We start from the raw sequence: 19390 nt of genomic DNA, 5'->3' as shown, positions 1-19390 counted from the left end.
GATTGAGCAAATAGAAGTAAATCTATTTGATGACTTTCGAATTAAACGGTAATCGCGTAGAGGAAACCATAGCAGAGTAGACGGTATCTATCACTGCTTAAAGTAAGCAAGTGATAGATACCGATTGATAAAGAGGTTAATTAAGCAATTAAAGTCCTTAGTTGACGGTTAGCAAAATAGAGTTTGTCGATATGTACATTGCCAGAAATTTTAAGATCTTCGAGTACACTGTTTATTCTATTTAACTCGTTGCTCTTATCATTTGACCAAAGTTCAACGGCAGTATCTGTCGGTTTATCTCGATAACTATTAATCACATTTACCACCAGTTTTTCGCGGATTTCCAGTAAATCGAGTAGTAAGCTAAACCGAGCTAACCTCGACCAGTGATTTTTCGCTGGTACCTTTTCTGTTTGTTCTATTAACCAGGAAAGTCCAAGTAACTTACTCACTTGACTATAACAAGGCAAAATTTCAGTCACAGGTAAATCAAGTTCAAAGGCTGTTTTTACAATGTCACAAAAAACCACGCTAGAGACTTTTAATTGGTGAATTTTATCAACCAGTGCCTGCCCTTGGGCTTCATTTTCAAGTTGATAAAGTGATTCATCCACGGGTGAAAACGGTAAAGTAATATCGTCGCCATTAAGCTGCTGTAAGGTACTTAAGCCTGGAGTGTATCGCTGTACAATAGTAGCGATGCTCTCTTGTGCATTAACATGATTAATAAACCAAATTGCCATCAGTCGATAAAAACGCTGTACTTCTATCATCATCTTAATTTGAATCTGCGCTGAAACACTTCCCTGCAGTGCTTCTATTTGTTGCCAAATATCATCAAGGGCAAACACTTCTTTGGCGATGATAAATGCTTTAACAATTTCGGCAATGGTCGCTCCGGTTTGCTCCCTCACTGCATGTATACCACCTCGGTTAAAGATTTCATTAGCGACACTGGTAGCAATAATTTGTTTTGCTAACGGGTGGTCAATAATGGCTTGGTTATAGTCTTTCGCCAAGACTGCAGGAAAGGCCGATAATAAGTATTTTTCAAAATAACTGTCAGTGATTAATTGCGACTCCTTTAATAAAGCATCATGAACATCCATTTTTGAATAGGCCATTAACACGGCCAACTCAGGCCGTGTTAATCCTTGTTGGGCAATATTCCTCGCCTGCAGCTCTTCATCATCGGGTAAGTATTCTAGTTCTCGATTCAAGCCAGCACTATTCACTAGGTATTGGCTTAGACGGGTGAAACTATCAAAGTGAGATTGGCTATTCGCCTCATCAATACTTAATGCTTGTGCTTGATAATAATTATTGCGCAATACCATAAGACCAACTTCATCTGTCATAGATGCCAGCAAGGAATCACGCTGCGCTTTAGTCATGACTTTTTTAGCTACTATGCCATTGAGTAATATTTTAATATTCACTTCTGCATCAGAGCAATTTACCCCTGCGGAGTTATCAACAGCATCGGTGTTAATTTTACCGCCAGCTTTTGAAAATTCTATTCGGGCAAGTTGGCTACAACCTAAGTTACCACCCTCGCCGATCACTTTACACTGTAACTCATTGCCATTTACGCGTAGTAAATCGTTAGCTTTATCCCCTATTTCAGTATTAATTTCACTGCTGGCTTTTACATAGGTTCCTATACCGCCAAACCATAATAAATCAGCCTGGGCGAGTAAAATATGGCGAATCAAATCATTGGGTGACAGCTGTTTCACTTTACTATTTATATTAAGCAGCTGTTTTATTTGTGTTGTTAATTGAATATGTTTCACTGAGCGGCTAAACACCCCACCACCCTTTGAGATCAATATTTTGTCGTAATCCTGCCATGAAGAGCGATCAAGCTGATACAACCGGCTACGTTCTAAATAACTCAAGGCACTATTAGGATTTGGATCAATAAAAATATCGCGATGGTCAAAGGCCGCCACCAGTCTTATAGTTTTGGAAGATAACATGCCATTACCAAAGACATCGCCTGACATATCACCAATGCCAATAACACTGATTTCGTCTTGTTGAACATCAATATCCATTTCGCTGAAATGTCGCTGTACAGACACCCACGCGCCTCTAGCTGTAATACCCATTTTTTTATGGTCATAACCAACACTACCACCCGAGGCAAACGCATCACCTAACCAAAAGCCATAGTCTTGGGCAATTTCGTTAGCAATATCAGAAAAGGTCGCTGTTCCTTTATCTGCGGCAACAACTAGATAGCTATCATCGCCGTCAAAACAAATAACTTCTTTGGGTTTAACGATGCCATTAGCGGTATTATTGTCTGTTATATCTAATAAGGCAGAGATAAATACCTTATAACAACTAATAGCCTCAGAAATAACCTGTTCACGAGAGCCGTTAGCTGGCAATTTTTTAGGAACAAAACCACCCTTAGCACCTTGCGGCACTATGACAACATTTTTAACTTGCTGGGCTTTAACTAAACCTAGTACTTCAGTTCTGAAATCTTCCTGTCTGTCAGACCAACGTAAACCGCCGCGAGATACAGGACCAAACCTTAAATGCACCCCTTCAACCTGTGGCGAATAAACAAAGGTTTCTACATAGGGTCTAGGTTGTGGAGCATCATCAATTTCACCACTACGTATTTTAAAGGAGCAATAAGCTTTATGCTGACCCAGTGATGATGTTTGATAAAAGTTTGTTCTAACGGTGGCAGAAATAGCAGCAATAAAATTACGTAAAATTCTATCGTGGTCAATTTTTGCAACGGTTGTTAAACTTTGCAGCAGATCAGCTTTAATAACATCTGTAGCTTCTTTACGCTCGCTGATACTTTGATCTGTTAAAGCGAAGCGTTTTTCAAATAAGTTTATTAAACCATGAACAATATCAGGGTAAGTAATCAAGGCCTGCTGAAAGTAGTCTTCAGAGTAACCAAGGCCTAATTGACGTAAATATTTACCATAGGCTCGAATAACAACAATTTGTCTAATATTAAGGTTGGCAGCAAGCAATAATTTGTTATAACCATCGCTTTCAATATTACCTGCCCAAACCTGCGCTAATGCCTGTTCTAGGTTTATTTTTAAGGTATCAATATCTGCCCCTTCATTGGGATATTCAAGGGTGTAGCTATAAACTTTGCTACTAGTACCATTATTTGAGCAGCTGACATGAAAACTAAATTCATCTACAGGCCTGAAACCAAACTGCTCTAAAATAGGAATAGAATCACTTAACGCAATGGTTTGCTCTAGAGTATATATATTTAGGGTTAACTCACTTTTACTTACTGCTGAGCGATAAATTTGAAATTGATAAGCATTGTCAGTATTTAAACACTCAATATTTTTTATTGCTCTGATGGCTTGTTTAGGTGAAAAATGTTCTCGATAGCTTTTAGAAAAAGCATTGTTATATTTCTTAACTAACAAACTTGCTTGCTGGCCCCGCCATAATTGCGAGATCAAGGTGGTTAAGTTTTCGTTCCAGCTTTGCGTTTTAGACTCAATACTTGCTATCAACGCACTAATATCGACTTCATCTTTAAGGCATTCGCCTTTTTTAACAATAAAATGCCATTGCGCTAGGTAATTATCATTGAGCATAGACCGGCGTGATAAAATTTCGCCTTGATAAACCTCTGCCAACTCATCTTCAACCTCATCACGTAAATCAGTACAAAAGGCATCTTTAGAGACAAATACCAGTACCGATACTTGTTCATTAAAATCATTATCCCTGATAAATACGCCTGATTTACTTCTAACATTTAGATTATGTATGTTCTTTGCTAGGCCCAAAAGCTGCTCATCGCTACTTTCATATAATTCCCTTTTCGGTAACACCGCGAGAATATGCATGAAATTACGGTAATCGTGACTCTCTACCTTCAAACAAAGCTGTTGCAGAATTTGTGCTAATTTAGCATTTAAATAAGGGATTTTATTTGGGTGTAGATTATTAGCAACTTGGGTAAATAGGCCAATAAATTGATGAACGCCAATGAGCTGCCCTTGTTTTGAAAACTCCTTTACACTGACTAAATCAAGGTAATCATGGCGGTGAATAGTTGACTTTACTAATGACTTACTTACCTTGAGTGAGCTGTCTTTGGCAATAAACTGGCTGAACTCTGCGCAGGTAAGCGCTAACGACTCATTACTGACATTAACCTCATCATTGAAGATGCCTAAACAATCACTTTTTGGTATCGCGTTACCAATATCATTTATACCGATATAATTATAACCAAGAAAAACAAAGTGTTCCTGACAAAGCCATGATAAAAATCCTTTGGTATCAAAACCATTACTACTAGTTGATTGATGATTTATTTCTTTACTTTTAACCATCATTAACGGCCAATCTTGGGTAACTCTAGCAATATCAGCCAATAATTGCTGGATAGTTTCGACCAGTTCACCAATCACTATTGGCTCTAATTGGTTAGCAAGCTCTATGTATAAAATCGACTCGTCTTGAACTGCATCTACCGCTTTGTTAGTGCCTTCTAAAATTTGACTTCGATTAACAACAGGATGTAAAAATACATTTATTTTATAGCCCTGTGACATTAATAACGCAGAAATAGAATCAACAATAAAAGCTTTATCATCGGTAATAATATGTATTACTGAGCCATCAACTAACACACCATGTTGAGTGCCATTCTCAATGACAACTTTATTTTCATGGGCACTACGACAAGAAAAAGATTGCCATAATAACAAGGCTGTTTGATAACGCTGTAAAGTTGATAACATTTGTAAATCAACACTGAGTAAGCTGTTAAACATTTGCTGAGAAAAACGCTCAAAAGCAGAGGTATCTGCCTCTTGATAGTTTTCATTAATTAAACAAGATAATTCTAGATCAGTAGCGACAGTCACGATAGTTTGCCTTAGTTGTTATTATAAAAGCTCTTTCCTTATGGAAAAAGGGGCTACGCCAAGTAGTCAATAACTGAACCTACTTGGTATATAAATAAAATCGTAGCTAGTGGGGCTTTTACAGGCAAATTCATTTGTTTTACTAAGGTATAACCAAACGTTGTATTCTACTTACAGACAGCTCTTCTTGATGACTTTATTTAGCCAATTACATTTAACCAGCAGACAAATAACGACTCGTGGAAATGCTTAGTTATACTCCTAAAACCTCGTGATAAGCAGGTAAATACTTAGGCTATATCATGTGGTGAACATTGCGTTTCATGTGTAAATATATTGTTAGCTATGGGAGGTAGAGAGGTGGGTTAGTCTGACACTAGCTTACTAACTTTCTATTGATGTCAGGTTAATTGGATTAAGCCAAATTCAGCAGCTATAGCTATTATTTGTTGGTAAGTTGTATATTTGATTGTTCTACTTAACCTGAGCTAGGCTCATCTTGAGCATCATGAAAAGTTACTTGTACCGAAAACAGTGATGTTTTTGAGGTTGTTTTTAATTGCCAGCCCTGTTGTTGGCAAATTGTTTCAGCCAAAAACAGCCCTATTCCATAACCATAATTATCATCTGTAGCCTCTGCTTTAATCGTTTTATCAAGCATATCTAAATCGTTACCTACATCTAATTCCAGTTCTAAGTCCTCATCAACTGAAATGGCATTTTCCACTAACAAACAATGGTTATTAATATCTAGTCTTACCTTATCATCTATGCTGTATTGGCAAGCATTTCGTAACAAATTATTAATTAATATATCAGCCAGTTCAAGTTGGCCAAAAAGCTTGGTATTGCCCTGCATATTTACCGAGAAGGTAATGTTTCTTCTGGTAAATTGTTGCTGACAAACAGCCACTGAATTTTCAACCAGCTCATCTAATAGAAAGACCTTATTTTGCAATTCATTGGCTCTCTGACTCTGAGCTGCATGGTTATATGAGTGTTTAGATGCGCTTTTAGACAAGTGTTGTTGTCCGCGCCAAAGTTGTAATAAGGTAGTGGTCAACTGTTTCATATTTAGATGAGCTTTATGCAACTTTGCTAGTTTCTCTCTATCTTTCGCTATTATCTGATCGCTTTTATTCAACAGCGTCAGCGCTGCTGCTGTAATTGCCATCGGGGTTCTTAGCTCGTGACTTAAACTGCTCAGAAAATGTTTTTCTCTTGTTAATAATACTTGCTCTTTTTGTTGTAAGTCATATTGGGTTAATAAACTCGATTGCAAATAATTAGCGCTGCTGACAAGTTCGTCAAAACTTAAGGATTCAGGTGGTTTTTTCTGTTGTAAATCTTCATAACGTAGATTACTCATCGATTGAACCCAATCGGTAAAATCGGCCATTTGCCGAGTTATCTGCCTATTGGTATACAAACTATAAAAAATAACCAACAATAAAAGTAAAGTCACTAACAAGATAAAGGCGCTCTGCCATGACTGATAAAACATTGCCTCATTGTGTAAATCAAACATATGCAGCACAAAAAATATGTCTTCTCTTTCAAGTGAGTAATAAGGCAAAATATAAACAAATTTATCAGCCATTTGAAATATTTGTGTTTCATTTAAAATAAACTTGCTGGGATCATCATTAACCTTCAACAATAGGCGATATTGTTCAGGCAAGTTTTTGATGCCCCAATAATATTCTTTACGGCCTTGATCGAACTCGGCAACATCATCAGTTTTCTGGTAATACTCACTTAGCACCTGCGCATCATAGTGCATGTAATAATCAGTAGTATCATCCATTGCACTAGAGCGCATAAATAAAATGAGTGCGCTAAATAACGTAATTAGCAACACTAATATCATTAAATAACGTTTATTTAAATATTGGTGTAATGAGTTTTTTGAATGACTTAATATAGGTTTCACCCACTATTTTCCTTAATGGCTTTTTATTATTTACAGCTCTTTTAACGATATACCTGCACCACGAACAGTATGAACTAATTTAGGCTCATCAGGACTGTCTACTAAATTTCGCAATCTAAATATTAAGGTTTTCAACATGTCTTTACTGGGCAGCTGATCAGGCCAGATCTCATTTTCTATGGTAATACGGTCAACAGTAGTAGGACTCTTTTTAGCCAACAAGACTAATAATTGCCATTGTGTTGGCGACAGTGCTATTAATCGTCCCGAACGTATTACGCTGCGCTGTTGGTAATCTATCGATAAGGTATTTAAGGTGAAAATATTCTTTTGAAATGGTTTATTCTCGCGATTCGCCTGTACTTGAATTCTTACCGCTAACTCTTCTAGTTCAAAAGGTTTAGTTAGATAATCATCAGCGCCGAGGGAAAAGCCATTGAGTTTATCTGCGAGATTATCGTGAGCGGTTAGAAAAATAATGGGCGTAGGGTTACCACCTGCCCTAACCTTTTCACAAACAGAAAATCCGTTCATTCTTGGCATATTCACATCAAGTACAATAACATCGTAATGATTTGTATCTATTAACGTTAACGCATTAGCGCCATCAAAAGCATAGTCGCATTCAATGTTTAGTGATTCAAGGTAATCAATAGTCAATTCAGCCAAGTCAGACTCATCTTCAACTAACAATATCAACATAACTCAACCTTGTGATGGAATTTAAAATGAATGATCTGTAGTGCTCGTCTTAGTTTAGCTGAGTGTTAATGAGCACTGTAGAGTCTAAGATTAACACATGGCAATGCTTGTCCCGTTACCTTTTGGTTACCTAACATCGATTAAAGTGATTAATAGAAAATGAATTACAATTATTGTGGGGAATACCTAGATGAAAAACTTAAATAAAAATAGAGCGTCAATCATAACCTTGATGCTTTCAAGTTTACTACTTGGGGGTTGTGGTAGCTCAAATACTGATAATACCACTACACCGCCAAAAACAACTGATCCAACGACTCCAACGACTCCAACGACAGATATAGCAACACAAATATTTAAGAATGGTAAAGTTTATACGGTAAACGATCAACAAGAATGGGCTGATGCGGTCGCGATAAAAGATAATAAAATTATTTTTGTCGGTAGTAATGATGACGTTCAAGCTTATGTGGACTCTTCCACTAAAGTGACCGACTTATCTGGAAAAATGTTGATGCCAGGTTTTCATGATGTTCACATGCACCCTATTGAATCGGCTTCAGAAAATACCCAGTTTGCTATCAGTGTTGAAGAGACAAACCCTGAAAACTTTATCCAAAGCATCAAAAGTGCATCACAAGCAAATCCAGGCACTGGTTGGTTAATAGGTTACGGCCATTCAATTTTTACTTTACTTGAATCTGCCCGTTCACCCTTAGCAATTATTGATGAAGCCGTATCTGATCGCCCTGTTATCATTATGGAACAAACATCACATTCTATGTGGGTAAATTCCGCCGCCCTCGCCTTAGCTGGTTTTACCAAAGACACACCACACCCTACAGGTGGTAGGATTTTACGCGATGAGAATACCGGAGAGTTAAACGGTATTTTAATTGATAATGCTGGCAATATTGTTATGGATATAGCAATGGCGCCCACGACCCAAAGCTTAAAAAATGACTATGATGGATTAATTGAATATACCTTACCTGAGCTAGCTAAACATGGCATTACCTCAATAAGTGATGCAAGAAGCTTTTGGAAAAGAGATGATCACACCACCTGGCTTAAAGCACAAAAAAATGATGCCTTAACTGCCCGTGTTTCCGTAGGTCTTTGGGCATATCCAACTGCTGACGATGCTACACAACTAGCCAGTTTGAAAGCGCTATACACTAATGACGCTGACAGTTTATTAAAATTTAATCAAATTAAGTTATATTCTGATGGCATCATTATTAACGCCACGTCAGCAATGTTGGCTAAGTACAATATTGACTTAATTGGACTGCCTGAAAATAAGGGCCTGAACTACTTTTCTCAACAGCGTATTGAACAATATATAACCGCATTAGAGCCAGCAGGTTTTGACTTTCACATGCATGCCATTGGGGATCGCGGCATTAGAGAAGCACTTAATGCGGTAGAAAATTCAGCAACTACCAAAGGCCGTCATAGAATTACCCATGTAGAAATAATTGACCCTGCAGATATTCCACGGTTTGCACAATTAAATGTTACAGCTGATGCACAAGTTGCTGGCAACTTTACTAACCCTGAACATTGGCATGAAAATGATGAATTAATTGGTGCGGTAAGATCTGATAACGCTGTACCAATTAAATCTTTAGACGCCGCAGGAGCAAGAATAACGTTAAGCAGTGATTGGAATGTTAGCCCGTTCAACCCATTCCTAGGTTTACAAAATGCGGTAACTAGAGCACCACAAGAACTAAGCTTAACGAAAGCTATTAAAGCTTATACCCTAAATAGCGCTTACGTTATGAGACAAGAAGACAAAGTCGGTAGCATTGAAGTGGGTAAATTAGCAGATTTTGTTGTATTAGATAGAAACATATTTGATATTGCACCAAATACTATCAATCAAACAAAAATATTTATGACAGTGTTTGATGGAGAAACGATTTACCAAAGATAACGCACTACCTTAATACTGAAATTAACCATCGCGAATTGATGAATTTTTTTAATTAAACCAATGCAATTTTTCTAATTGTATTGGTTTTCTTATTTTGGCAGACTGAAAATACAGTATTGATCTGTTTTACCTGCAAAATTCATTAATGATTGCTTCAATTATATGCTCAGCTGCAGCAGACGTTAGCTGCTGTTTTCGTCTCACTAAATAACACCGGTCAAGATAAACTGGCGATCCTTTGACCGCTTCAATTGAGTCACTATAGTGACTGTCTGCCACCAGTTTCGGCAAAATGCCATAACCAATACCTGCCGTAACTAATGAAGCAATAACATGTAATTCATCAACATGTAATATTCGGTTATCCGTAAATAGCTTTTGGCTCTGAGCCTGTTCCATTAAGCGCTCACATTGATACATTCTGGCATCATAAACCACAATGCCTTTGTCGGTATCGATTTCAGGGCCTTTTGACTGATAAAACGCCACCTGATCCTCAAACAACTTGTCATAACTTAACCTAGGATGATTGATAGGGTTGATGATGATGCCAAAATCCAGTTCATAATTAATTATTTTCTCGGTGATCAAATGTGAACTGCCATGAAAAAACGTAAAGGTCAGTAGTGGGTGTTCTTGCATCAGCTTGGGTAAAAATTTGGGCAAAGTAACCGTGGACAATGCTGGGTGAATGCCCATGGAATATCGGCCACTTATTTGACTATTATCACAAGCAATAGCACTCGTTATCCTTTCCCAGTTTCTTAATAGCGAATCGCTTTGGTTAAGTAATATATTCCCTGCTCTGGTCAGCGATACCCCCTTCTTAGAACGATGAAATAGTTCCGCCTTAAGCTGATGTTCTAATTTCCGTATTGATGAGCTTAAAGCCGGTTGTGTTAGCCCTACATGATTAGCTGCTTGAGAAATATTGCCGCATCGTGCTACTTCTTTAAAGTTACGCAGTAGTTCAATAGAAATACTCACTTTTCCATCCATAAATTTTACTTATACATAAGGAAGATAATATCAATTATATTTTTAGTATCAAGCTGGTTAAGCTAAATAATTATTTACTTGAGAGTTTAACCAATGAAAAAACAATACTTGATACTCATGTTAGTAGCCATGGGATGTTTAGCCGCTTTATCGACTGATATCTATTTGCCAGCCATGCCAGCTATTGCCGATGAGTTGGATACGAACATGGCAATGGTGCAAATCACCTTGGCACTGTTCTTTGCCACATTTGCACTGGGTCAACTTGTTTATGGACCACTGTCAGACAACTTTGGCCGACGAAAAGTGTTATTAGTCGGGATTGGCCTTTTTGGATGTGCTGCATTGTTGTGCGCAAATTCAACATCGGTAGAAATGTTAATGCTGGGGCGATTTTTACTCGGTATGGGGGCCTGTGCAGGTGCAGTCAGCTCGTTTGCAATATGCCGAGATGTTTATGATAAAACCGAACTGACGAAAACCATTGCCATCATTTCCGCCACCATCGGGATAGCACCGCTAGTAGCCCCTCCTATAGGCGCTATGTTAAATGAATTTTATGGCTGGCAGAGTATTTTTTATTTTCTGGCTATTTATGCTTTCATGCTATTTGTTTGGGTATTGAGCTCATTACCCGAAACCAACAAAACAAACTTAAGATCGACTCAGCAGGTTGATAATATGGGTTATCTACAGATGTTGACGAATGTTAATTATTTTCCCTATATAGTAGTCAATGCCTCTGCTTTTGTTGCATTATTCGCTTTTATCGCAAGTTCTCCAGTGATATTTATGGGCCATTGGCAACTAACAGAATATCAATTTTCACTGCTTTTTGCGTTTAATGCTGTATGGATGATAGTTGCAAACTCGTTGTTATCCGTAGCTTTGAATAAATACAGCACAGATACCATGCTTAAGTGGGGTTATCTGGTGATCATTGGTGCAGCTACAGTTATGTTGTTGTCGGGAGATGCTGCAGAATTTATTGCCGCACTTATCAACGTTGATGTATCGATTGTTGCCATCGTATTATTTTCGGGACTTATGGGCACTGTGACTATGGGCATTGCCATTGTATTATCAAGCTCAATGAGCCTATTGTTACAAGGGGTTAAGCACCAATATGGTAAGGTGGTTGCACTAGCAGGTTTTGTTCGATTTGGTTGCGGTTTTGCAATAACTTTTGCCGTTAGTCAAATGACGATAATCAATGTTACTGTTCTGGCTAGTATTATGATTATGTGTGGCGCTATTTGTTTATTAGTCATGGTTTTTCGTAACAAAAGTAAAGCTATATTGGCATGATTTCAGTAAGTATTGTGGAAGTGAGGATCGTCACTATGAAGGTCTACTTACCTTGTTAAAATAGATATTCCTCGGTAACAACAAAACTCAGTTGAACAGTGTTGACTTTGAAGTCGTTTGAATAATTCCAACTTTGTCTTGGATTGTTGTAAATGGGCATGAGACACCTCATATTTAGTTAGGTTCGGTGTCCGTTTTATCGAGGGAAGATCATCTAATCATCCACCTAGTGCCCCATTAACACGCTTTTAATAATTGGCTAAAATGTGAAGCAAGCGGAACCTAGCTAACTATTCAAAGTCCTGCTTAAATGGCTTAGGTGTAATTTACGCCATGCAAGCCATTTCACTATAATCGTAATTGCCCGAATTATTTAATTTAAACTCTTCATAGTACCCATAGCAATAATTTTTTAACTCGGCACAAGCAAAGTAATCACAAGGCGAAGGTTTAAATTAGCTATTTCTAGTACGTGATAGTCAATATAGTGAGCATAAATGTTAGTAACCTCTGATTTATACTCGCTTATATTAAGTTCGGCAGATATTCTATGTCATCGCGGCAGAAACAACTATGCCGATAAACAATAAAATCATTGATTGAAAAATTGCAACTGCGATGTTCCCTTTTTTGATTTCTTCAATAAAATCAATTTGTTTAAAAATCACTTTATCAATAATAACCAATGCAATTACACTAACAAATAAACTGATCACGGCGTAACCTAAGTTAATTAGCATAAATATGGTGTTTTGTTCTATTGACGTTATTTCCATTATTAATCCTTTTTTTTATTTACAACAAATGGGGTTTTGGGTAGTTCATTCCAGCCTATTGACCAAGCTGTTAATGGTGAAATAGAAGCATATCTCAATTCTTTACTGTAATAATTCATAACATCTGTTACTGCATAGTTCTTCGCACCTTCAATGTTATATAAATCAGCAGCCCCAAATAAGTGAAGTATTTCATGCGACTGTGTTTGTGTTGTTGCCCAACTGCTTGCAGAATTATTCATTTTTTCAGTTAACATCACGTATTCAAATTTACAATTACTGTTTGTAGTTTTAGGACAAGAAGCAGCAAACGAACGTGCTTGAGCATTACTATGAAATACAATTGCTACTGCGTCATCTGGATTTTCACGTCGCATACTATCAACAAAATCATGGAGAGAACGAAAACCCAATTGGTTAGCTAATAATTTTGACGCATAATCAAAAAACTCTCTTTTTCTGATCCATTCTTTCCCAAGACCTTTAGGGCTCCGTAAAAAAAAATAACGTGTATTAAAAGTTAATCCATCAATGTCATAATTTTTAGCTTGTTGTTTATACCAAGTAAGCACTTGTTTTAAATTATTAGAATTCGTTATTCTGGCTTTATTTGACCACTTACTCCAACGATTATCATCAAGATAAAAATAAGCAATTGTCACTTTGTTTTTTAGGGATTTAGCAATACCTGTATTACGTGCATCGCGATAAGTTTTATGGAGTTTTCGCTCTGTTTGATTCTTTTCAATTAAATTTGTTAGATGAATTATCTTTTGTTGATATTTGCTATTTTGTTGATTTATTATTTTTGCTTTTTTTAATGAGTCTATAGCGAAATGAAAGTGATATTGATCAGTGTGTATTTGTGCCTGTGTTTCATACATCCATATTAAAGTTTGCTGATTCAATTTTTCATTCTGCTTAATTAAAGCCTCTAATTTAATTAATGACTCATTATATTTATTTTGAGATAAATCAGCATTTAATAGTTTAAAATCATCAATAAACTCATCTGGGATATTAGATAAGTTTGATGAATTATTACCAATAATACTTAAAGCGAAAACGAGCAATATAAGCAGTAAAGTAAAGAATATTTTGATTGCTGAAATGTATTTCTCCTAAAGAGGTAAACCTAGTAAGACTTATCTTTTTTGTTTAACTCTTTTAGTGTACTCGTGACGTGTTAGCATAATTCCATTTACACCTAACGCCCTTGTTAATGGGATAATAATTGTTGGCTAAAATGTTGAACGGAAAACAGCCAACTGTATTTTTTTCGTTTGAAGTTCTTGTTAGGCAACAAAATTACTCAACTAGATCAATATCATATAAGACACCAATCCCTTCATAATGATAACATTCTATACGAACTCTTCTAGATTTTCCTGAAAGTGATTTTCTGCAAGTAACATCTTGTGCGATAAGGCCATACTTCTTGATGTAGACTTCTTTTATTTTATCAAATTCCAATTTTTGCCCTTTGGTAGCTGAAGAATAAAAAGCATCGTATTGTTTAGACCAGTCTTTAACATTTGCTTCTTTTGCTACTCCGAGCCATCCCATACCTAATAAAGTCGATTGTTGAAGATATTGTCCTTTTAGAAACATAAAAGCAATTGCATATTGTGAGCCTTTATATCCCCATGCTGCTGGTTCTTTTAATAAATTAAATGCTTCTTCATAATTACCGTTTTTATAATGTTTTATACCATTGAATTCTTTGACTTCTAATGAATAAGTCGTTTTCCTAATGAGTTCTGGAGATGCACAAGATGAAACTATAAAAGGTAAAATCAAAACTAAAAAAATATATTGTTTCTAATATTGCAATATTCCACTGACTATCCTTGATGCCTAACGCCCTAACAAGGGCGTTATAGTAAAACATAAAGACATAGATTACAATAACTTAGAAACCCCATGTTACCCATTGTTTTTTGTGTAGGATCATCTATTAGTATAAATGTAGTCTGTGCATATTTACGATTCAATGAAAGAAAAAAGGCAAGAGTTAACGCCGCTACTTGACCACTACTCATAGATAGCACTGCGTCATATGAAGAACCATCAGCAGTAAAGAAATGGAAATTATTAGTTAAAATATTATCTTGTCCTATCACACTTAACGCTTTAGTTAGCCTTTTAGGTAATACAATATGCTCTTGTTTAGATACATTTCCGACAGAAGGTTTAGAGGAGGAAGTAAACCCTAAATTATTTTATAACCGACTACAAAGTAGCATAGGTATGGATGTATATATCTACGATAAAAGCTCAAAGAATAATGTCATTGCAAAAGGTTATTTATTGCAATTAGTTAGTTCTAACGCCGAAGTACAAATCAGTAAGCGAATTAACTTAAGAGCAATAAAACTAATTCAATCTATTCCAACACAACAAGTAGCGTTACTTTAGCTACAAGAATAGCCACTAATGCCATGAATTTATTTCATACAAAGAAGTATTAAAAAGTATTTCAATTCATAGCCAATATTAAATAGAATAATGAGGGATATTTAACTTTAGGTAGAATAATGAATAATATTTTAAAAAAATCACTCTGTAGTAATAACCATGCGCTTGCTCCGTTTATTTTGAGGCTCACTTTAGGCATTATATTTATTGGTCATGGTTGGGGTAAATTATTCGCAGAAGGAAACCCGGCCGGGTTTGCTGGTTGGCTAGGTAGTATGGGATTAGAGCCTAGTTATTTACTCGCTATTGCCGCTGGTTTAGCTGAAACTGTAGGTGGCTTATTGCTTATCACGGGTTTTTTTACACGTGCTGCGGCAAGTAGTTTAGTAATTGTTATGTTAGTTGCCATTTACTTTGTACATATAGATGCAGGCATGTTTGGTAAAGGTGGTTACGAATTCCAACTACTACTTTTAGCTGGAGTTGTAAGCTTATTAATTCAGGGTGGTGGAAAATACTCTATTGATGAAATAATTTATAAAAAACTGTAATCTTATATATCCCAGTTAACCGTGAAAAAGATTAGCTGGGTTTACCGCCACAAAATAAGGTGCTACTTTTGAATAACTACAAGTTGTTACCTGCACTGTTGTCATTATTACATACTCGTAATCTTACGGAATCTGCAAAAGCGCTTAATGTGACACAATCTGCGATGAGTAAAACATTAACGCAAATACGTGATGCCTTTCATGATCCTATCTTAGTAAGGGAAGCCAATTATTTTGTCCTTACCCAAAGGGGCGAAGCATTAAAAAAGCAACTTCCGAGTTTGATACAAGCTTTAGATAATTTATATTTACCTAAAGAATTAGAAATAGCATCATGTCAACGTAGATTTACATTAGCTTCAAGTGATTATGTTTCACAATTTATATTACCCGATATATGCGCTCAAATGGTTAAAAGTGCACCACAAGTGAGTATTGAATACCAGTTGTGGCAAAAAAATTGGTTACATGAATTATCTCAAAGACCTGTAGATTTAGTCTCTACCATAGCGGATGCAATTCCAGAAAACCTGTACGGTAAAAAAATGGCTGAGGACCATTTAGTCATGGTTATGCGTAAATCCCACCCTAAAGCCTCAGGTTCATTTTCTATTTCAGATTATATAAATGCGCAACACATTGTAATAAGTGGCGGTGGAGATAAAGATAGCCCAATTAAAGAAGCATTATCAGCACTTAATAAAGAGAGAAAAGTCTTTGCTTCCGTGCCCTTTTTTACCTCCGCGATAGAGCTTTTACTGCAAACAGATACCATTTTAACAACACCATTACACATTGCCGCTGATTTTTCACAGTTACATGACCTAGAAATTAAGCCTTTACCGTTAGATATTAAACCCCATCAGTATTACATCTTGTGGCATGCAAAAAACAACTTAGACCCAGAACATAAATGGTTTAGAGAGTTATGCTACCAATTATTTAAAGCGCACCTAAATAAAACAATAAGCTACGGAATGAAACTTCTTAAGAAATAGTTCATGAGTATTTCATCCTTAATACTCATGAACTATGACTTTTTGGAATAGTTTAAAGTAAGTAATGTGATTTTTATTTATAGTTTAAGCAAGTTAATATTCAAACATAATTTATCAGTGTGAGAAGTATATGGATTTATCAGCGTGGCTGTCTTTAGCCACCATCTGCCTGTTAGGTGCAATGACACCAGGACCAAGTTTAGCTATTGTTTTAAAACATACCTTATCTGGTGGGCGAGTGAATGGTTTTTTTGTCAGTATCTTTCATGGAGCAGGTATTGCGCTTTATGCGGTATTAACCGTATTAGGCATGGCGCTTATTATTAAAGAAACGCCTTGGTTATTTAATCTCATTAAATATGCAGGTGCCGCTTTTTTACTTTGGCTTGCATTTAAGGCATTCACTTCAAAATCGGTGTTAGGTAAGTTAAACCACGAAACTATATCGGTAACTTTAATACAAAGTGCCTGGGAAGGCTTTATGATTGCGTTTTTAAACCCTAAAATAGCCCTGTTTTTCATTGCTTTATTTAGCCAATTTATCGATGCTAATGCAAACTTAGAACAACAAATCATTATGGTATCGACTGTAGGAGGTATCGATGCGATATGGTATTGCTTGGTTTCTCTGCTTTTCTCTCAGTCCTATATCTTAGAAAAGTTACGTAATAATGTTCATATAGTCGACAAAATTACAGGCGTTATTTTATTAGCAATTAGTGCAAGAATATTAATGTAAATAGCTAAGTTCATGGCAGCTAAAATAAACTTGTTATACTGTAGCCCCAACCTTGTAATAGGAACACCGTTCTTAGTCTTTTGAAGGAAATATAGCTTTAAGTTCAATTACAGAACTTAAAGCTAATATCTAGACTAATGCTAATGTCATTTATTTTATTGCCTTTTACCGCAATGGCTTGAGCTATAGAGTCTTGCGAATCGACTGTATAAACCTTTGCATTATGAATGACCATGTCAGCTTTTACCGCAGCTAAACTATAAAAGCTTGTCACACTTGCAACTACCACTGTTGTTAAATTTCGTACATTATGTTGTAACTTCATCAACTTATCCTATTAATTTGTATTTTATAATTGTGTCTTAATGGATTTACCCATGCGCATGGATAATTAACAAAATAGCAGTGGCTGATTTTGCAAACAATTGACGGTAATTAATTAGAATATTTAATGGTTATCATCCTATAGGTATAAAAAGATGTCATCGGATAGCTTCAATTCAATTGAAGCTATCCGATGATATTCGAGAAAAGAAACACAATGATGAGTGATATATAGAAACTTACGGCACAGAACGTAAAACCTATAATGAAAAATATATTAGCCAAGTTAACTGTTCCATCATAAAGGCAGTGATAGCAAAGGCTGCAAGAACACATAACCCTAAGTTATCACCTAACAAAGATTAACTAATACCCATTTTCATATTGTTACATTATCTTAAATGTATCGAAAAGAATCATCTGTTATACCAACAGTGTCATATTTCCTTAATTCAAAAAGATACCAATATGAACAGAAAACAAAACATAATAAAAACAGCTATCAACGAACGCGCTATCGACCAAAATACTACGGCAATTGGTGTAATGGATTTAGACGGTTTGAAAAAAACAGTTAGTGATGCTTATGACGCTTTTCCGGCTAACTTTTTTCATACTTTTGCGGTAAAAGCCAACGCCTTAGTTAAGGTATTAGAGCCCCTACGTGAATATGGTATGGGTGCAGAAGTTGCTAGCCCGGGAGAGCTATTAATCGCCCTCACCGCTGGCTTTACTGAGCAAAACATTATCTTTGATTCGCCTGCAAAAACCTTGCGGGATCTACGTACCTGTATAACAAATGACATCGCACTTAATATTGATAACTTACAAGAGCTGGAACGTATTGATGCACTAATGCAGGAGTTTCCTAACAGTAAATCTGTTATCGGCTTTCGCGTTAATCCCCAAATTGGTGCAGGTAAAATAGGTTCAACAAGTACAGCGACAGCCACTTCAAAGTTTGGTTATGCTTTAGTAGATAATGATAATCGTAATGACCTTATTGAGATTTATAAGGCACGTCCGTGGTTAACCAGTATTCATACCCACACTGGCTCTCAAGGCTGTGAATTAACTTTAATGGCACATGGCATCAATATTATCACCGAACTAGCTGAAGAAATAAACGCTGTGATTGGTAATCAACAAATAACCCGCTTAGATATTGGTGGCGGTTTGCCGGTTAACTTTAGCTCGGAAGTAATTAAACCAAGCTTTAAAGATTATGCAGACTTATTAAAAGCTGAAGTACCGTTATTGTTCACTGGCAAGTATCAAGTAAAAACTGAATTTGGTCGTGCTATTGTTGCTAAAAATGGTGTTATTATTACCCGTGTTGAATATACTAAAAATTCGGGTGGTCGACATATTGCCACCACCCATGCCGGTGCACAAATCCTTACCCGTACAGCATTTTTACCTAAATCATGGCCAATTAGAGTTACAGGTTTTACCTCTGAAGGCGTAGAAAAAAATGCACAAACATCAGAAATAGTTACTACAGATGTTGCTGGCCCCTGCTGCTTTGCCGGTGATTTGATTTGTAGTAATCAACAGTTACCGAAATTAGAAAGTAACGATTATGTCATGGTACATGATACTGGTGGTTACTACTTCACTAATCACTTTGATTACAATAGCTTACCTCGTGTAGCTATTTATACAGTGAGCGGCGCTGATGATGTCTTATCAATGAAGTGCATACGTGAACCAGAATCCCTAGAAGATGTATTAAACAAGATGTAAGTGCTTCTAACTTTAGCAAAACACATCGTCAGCAAAAATCCTCATACTAAATCAGCCTAATGCAAGTC

The 19390-nt window shown here is 36.4% G+C and carries 15 protein-coding genes; 7 read left to right on the top strand and 8 right to left on the bottom strand.

From position 1 onward, the window contains the following. Window positions 1–140 precede the first annotated feature (140 nt). The 3 genes from GAB14E_RS15705 to GAB14E_RS15715 form a co-directional block, all read right to left on the bottom strand. Window positions 141–4886 (bottom strand): NAD-glutamate dehydrogenase, encoded by a 4746-nt coding sequence (locus tag GAB14E_RS15705; protein WP_033081526.1) that lies wholly within the window; start codon window positions 4884–4886, stop codon window positions 141–143. 478 nt (window positions 4887–5364) lie between these two features. After that, window positions 5365–6819: a sensor histidine kinase gene (locus GAB14E_RS15710; protein WP_033081525.1), complete on the bottom strand. Its 1455-nt coding sequence runs from the start codon at window positions 6817–6819 to the stop codon at window positions 5365–5367. Window positions 6820–6849: 30 nt separating this feature from the next. Continuing rightward, window positions 6850–7521, bottom strand: coding sequence for a response regulator transcription factor (locus GAB14E_RS15715; protein ID WP_033081524.1), 672 nt, complete (start codon window positions 7519–7521; stop codon window positions 6850–6852). Between the two features lie 190 nt (window positions 7522–7711). Between GAB14E_RS15715 and GAB14E_RS15720 the strand changes: the two genes are divergently transcribed. Then, window positions 7712–9463 (top strand): amidohydrolase, encoded by a 1752-nt coding sequence (locus GAB14E_RS15720; protein WP_081967745.1) that lies wholly within the window; start codon window positions 7712–7714, stop codon window positions 9461–9463. 126 nt (window positions 9464–9589) lie between these two features. Here the strand turns inward: GAB14E_RS15720 and GAB14E_RS15725 are convergent, their stop codons facing one another. Continuing rightward, complete coding sequence (locus GAB14E_RS15725; RefSeq protein WP_197061166.1) at window positions 9590–10450, bottom strand: LysR family transcriptional regulator; 861 nt, start codon at window positions 10448–10450, stop codon at window positions 9590–9592. A gap of 105 nt (window positions 10451–10555) precedes the next feature. Here GAB14E_RS15725 and GAB14E_RS15730 point away from each other — a divergent pair, with 105 nt between their 5' ends. Then, a complete protein-coding gene (locus tag GAB14E_RS15730; protein ID WP_033081522.1) occupies window positions 10556–11770 on the top strand; it encodes a multidrug effflux MFS transporter in 1215 nt (404 codons plus the stop codon). 548 nt (window positions 11771–12318) lie between these two features. On the opposite strand, the gene GAB14E_RS15735 is transcribed toward GAB14E_RS15730, so the two are convergent. The 3 genes from GAB14E_RS15735 to GAB14E_RS15745 all read right to left on the bottom strand — a co-directional run bounded on the left by GAB14E_RS15735 (window position 12319) and on the right by GAB14E_RS15745 (window position 14346). Continuing rightward, window positions 12319–12546, bottom strand: coding sequence for a DUF350 domain-containing protein (locus GAB14E_RS15735; RefSeq protein ID WP_033081521.1), 228 nt, complete (start codon window positions 12544–12546; stop codon window positions 12319–12321). A 2-nt stretch (window positions 12547–12548) separates the two neighbouring features. After that, window positions 12549–13619 carry a hypothetical protein gene (locus GAB14E_RS15740; protein WP_033081520.1) on the bottom strand — a complete coding sequence of 357 codons (1071 nt, stop codon included), beginning with the start codon at window positions 13617–13619 and terminating at the stop codon, window positions 12549–12551. 235 nt (window positions 13620–13854) lie between these two features. After that, on the bottom strand, window positions 13855–14346 hold the full coding sequence (locus GAB14E_RS15745; RefSeq protein WP_156115684.1) for an SEL1-like repeat protein: 492 nt from the start codon (window positions 14344–14346) through the stop codon (window positions 13855–13857). Window positions 14347–14796: 450 nt separating this feature from the next. On the opposite strand from GAB14E_RS15745, the gene GAB14E_RS24740 reads away from it, so the two are divergent. The 4 genes from GAB14E_RS24740 to GAB14E_RS15760 all read left to right on the top strand — a co-directional run bounded on the left by GAB14E_RS24740 (window position 14797) and on the right by GAB14E_RS15760 (window position 17252). Beyond that, window positions 14797–14964 carry a hypothetical protein gene (locus GAB14E_RS24740; RefSeq protein WP_156115683.1) on the top strand — a complete coding sequence of 56 codons (168 nt, stop codon included), beginning with the start codon at window positions 14797–14799 and terminating at the stop codon, window positions 14962–14964. Window positions 14965–15083: 119 nt separating this feature from the next. Continuing rightward, the gene (locus GAB14E_RS15750) at window positions 15084–15515 is read left to right on the top strand and encodes a DoxX family protein (RefSeq protein ID WP_033081517.1); all 432 of its coding nucleotides are present in this window, start codon (window positions 15084–15086) and stop codon (window positions 15513–15515) included. Window positions 15516–15583: 68 nt separating this feature from the next. Next, on the top strand, window positions 15584–16513 hold the full coding sequence (locus GAB14E_RS15755) for a LysR family transcriptional regulator (RefSeq protein WP_033081516.1): 930 nt from the start codon (window positions 15584–15586) through the stop codon (window positions 16511–16513). Window positions 16514–16643: 130 nt separating this feature from the next. Then, window positions 16644–17252, top strand: coding sequence for a LysE family translocator (locus GAB14E_RS15760; RefSeq protein WP_033081515.1), 609 nt, complete (start codon window positions 16644–16646; stop codon window positions 17250–17252). A gap of 103 nt (window positions 17253–17355) precedes the next feature. Here the strand turns inward: GAB14E_RS15760 and GAB14E_RS15765 are convergent, their stop codons facing one another. Beyond that, a complete protein-coding gene (locus GAB14E_RS15765) occupies window positions 17356–17577 on the bottom strand; it encodes a hypothetical protein (protein WP_033081514.1) in 222 nt (73 codons plus the stop codon). A 467-nt stretch (window positions 17578–18044) separates the two neighbouring features. Here GAB14E_RS15765 and GAB14E_RS15770 point away from each other — a divergent pair, with 467 nt between their 5' ends. Next, complete coding sequence (locus GAB14E_RS15770) at window positions 18045–19322, top strand: type III PLP-dependent enzyme domain-containing protein (RefSeq protein ID WP_081967744.1); 1278 nt, start codon at window positions 18045–18047, stop codon at window positions 19320–19322. The last annotated feature ends 68 nt before the right edge of the window (window positions 19323–19390 follow it).

It is taken from the genome of Colwellia psychrerythraea (genome assembly GCF_000764185.1).
GTDB lineage: Bacteria > Pseudomonadota > Gammaproteobacteria > Enterobacterales > Alteromonadaceae > Colwellia > Colwellia psychrerythraea_B.
The sequence above is the reverse complement of the archived record's forward strand: the minus strand, read 5'-3'. Positions and strand labels throughout refer to the sequence as shown.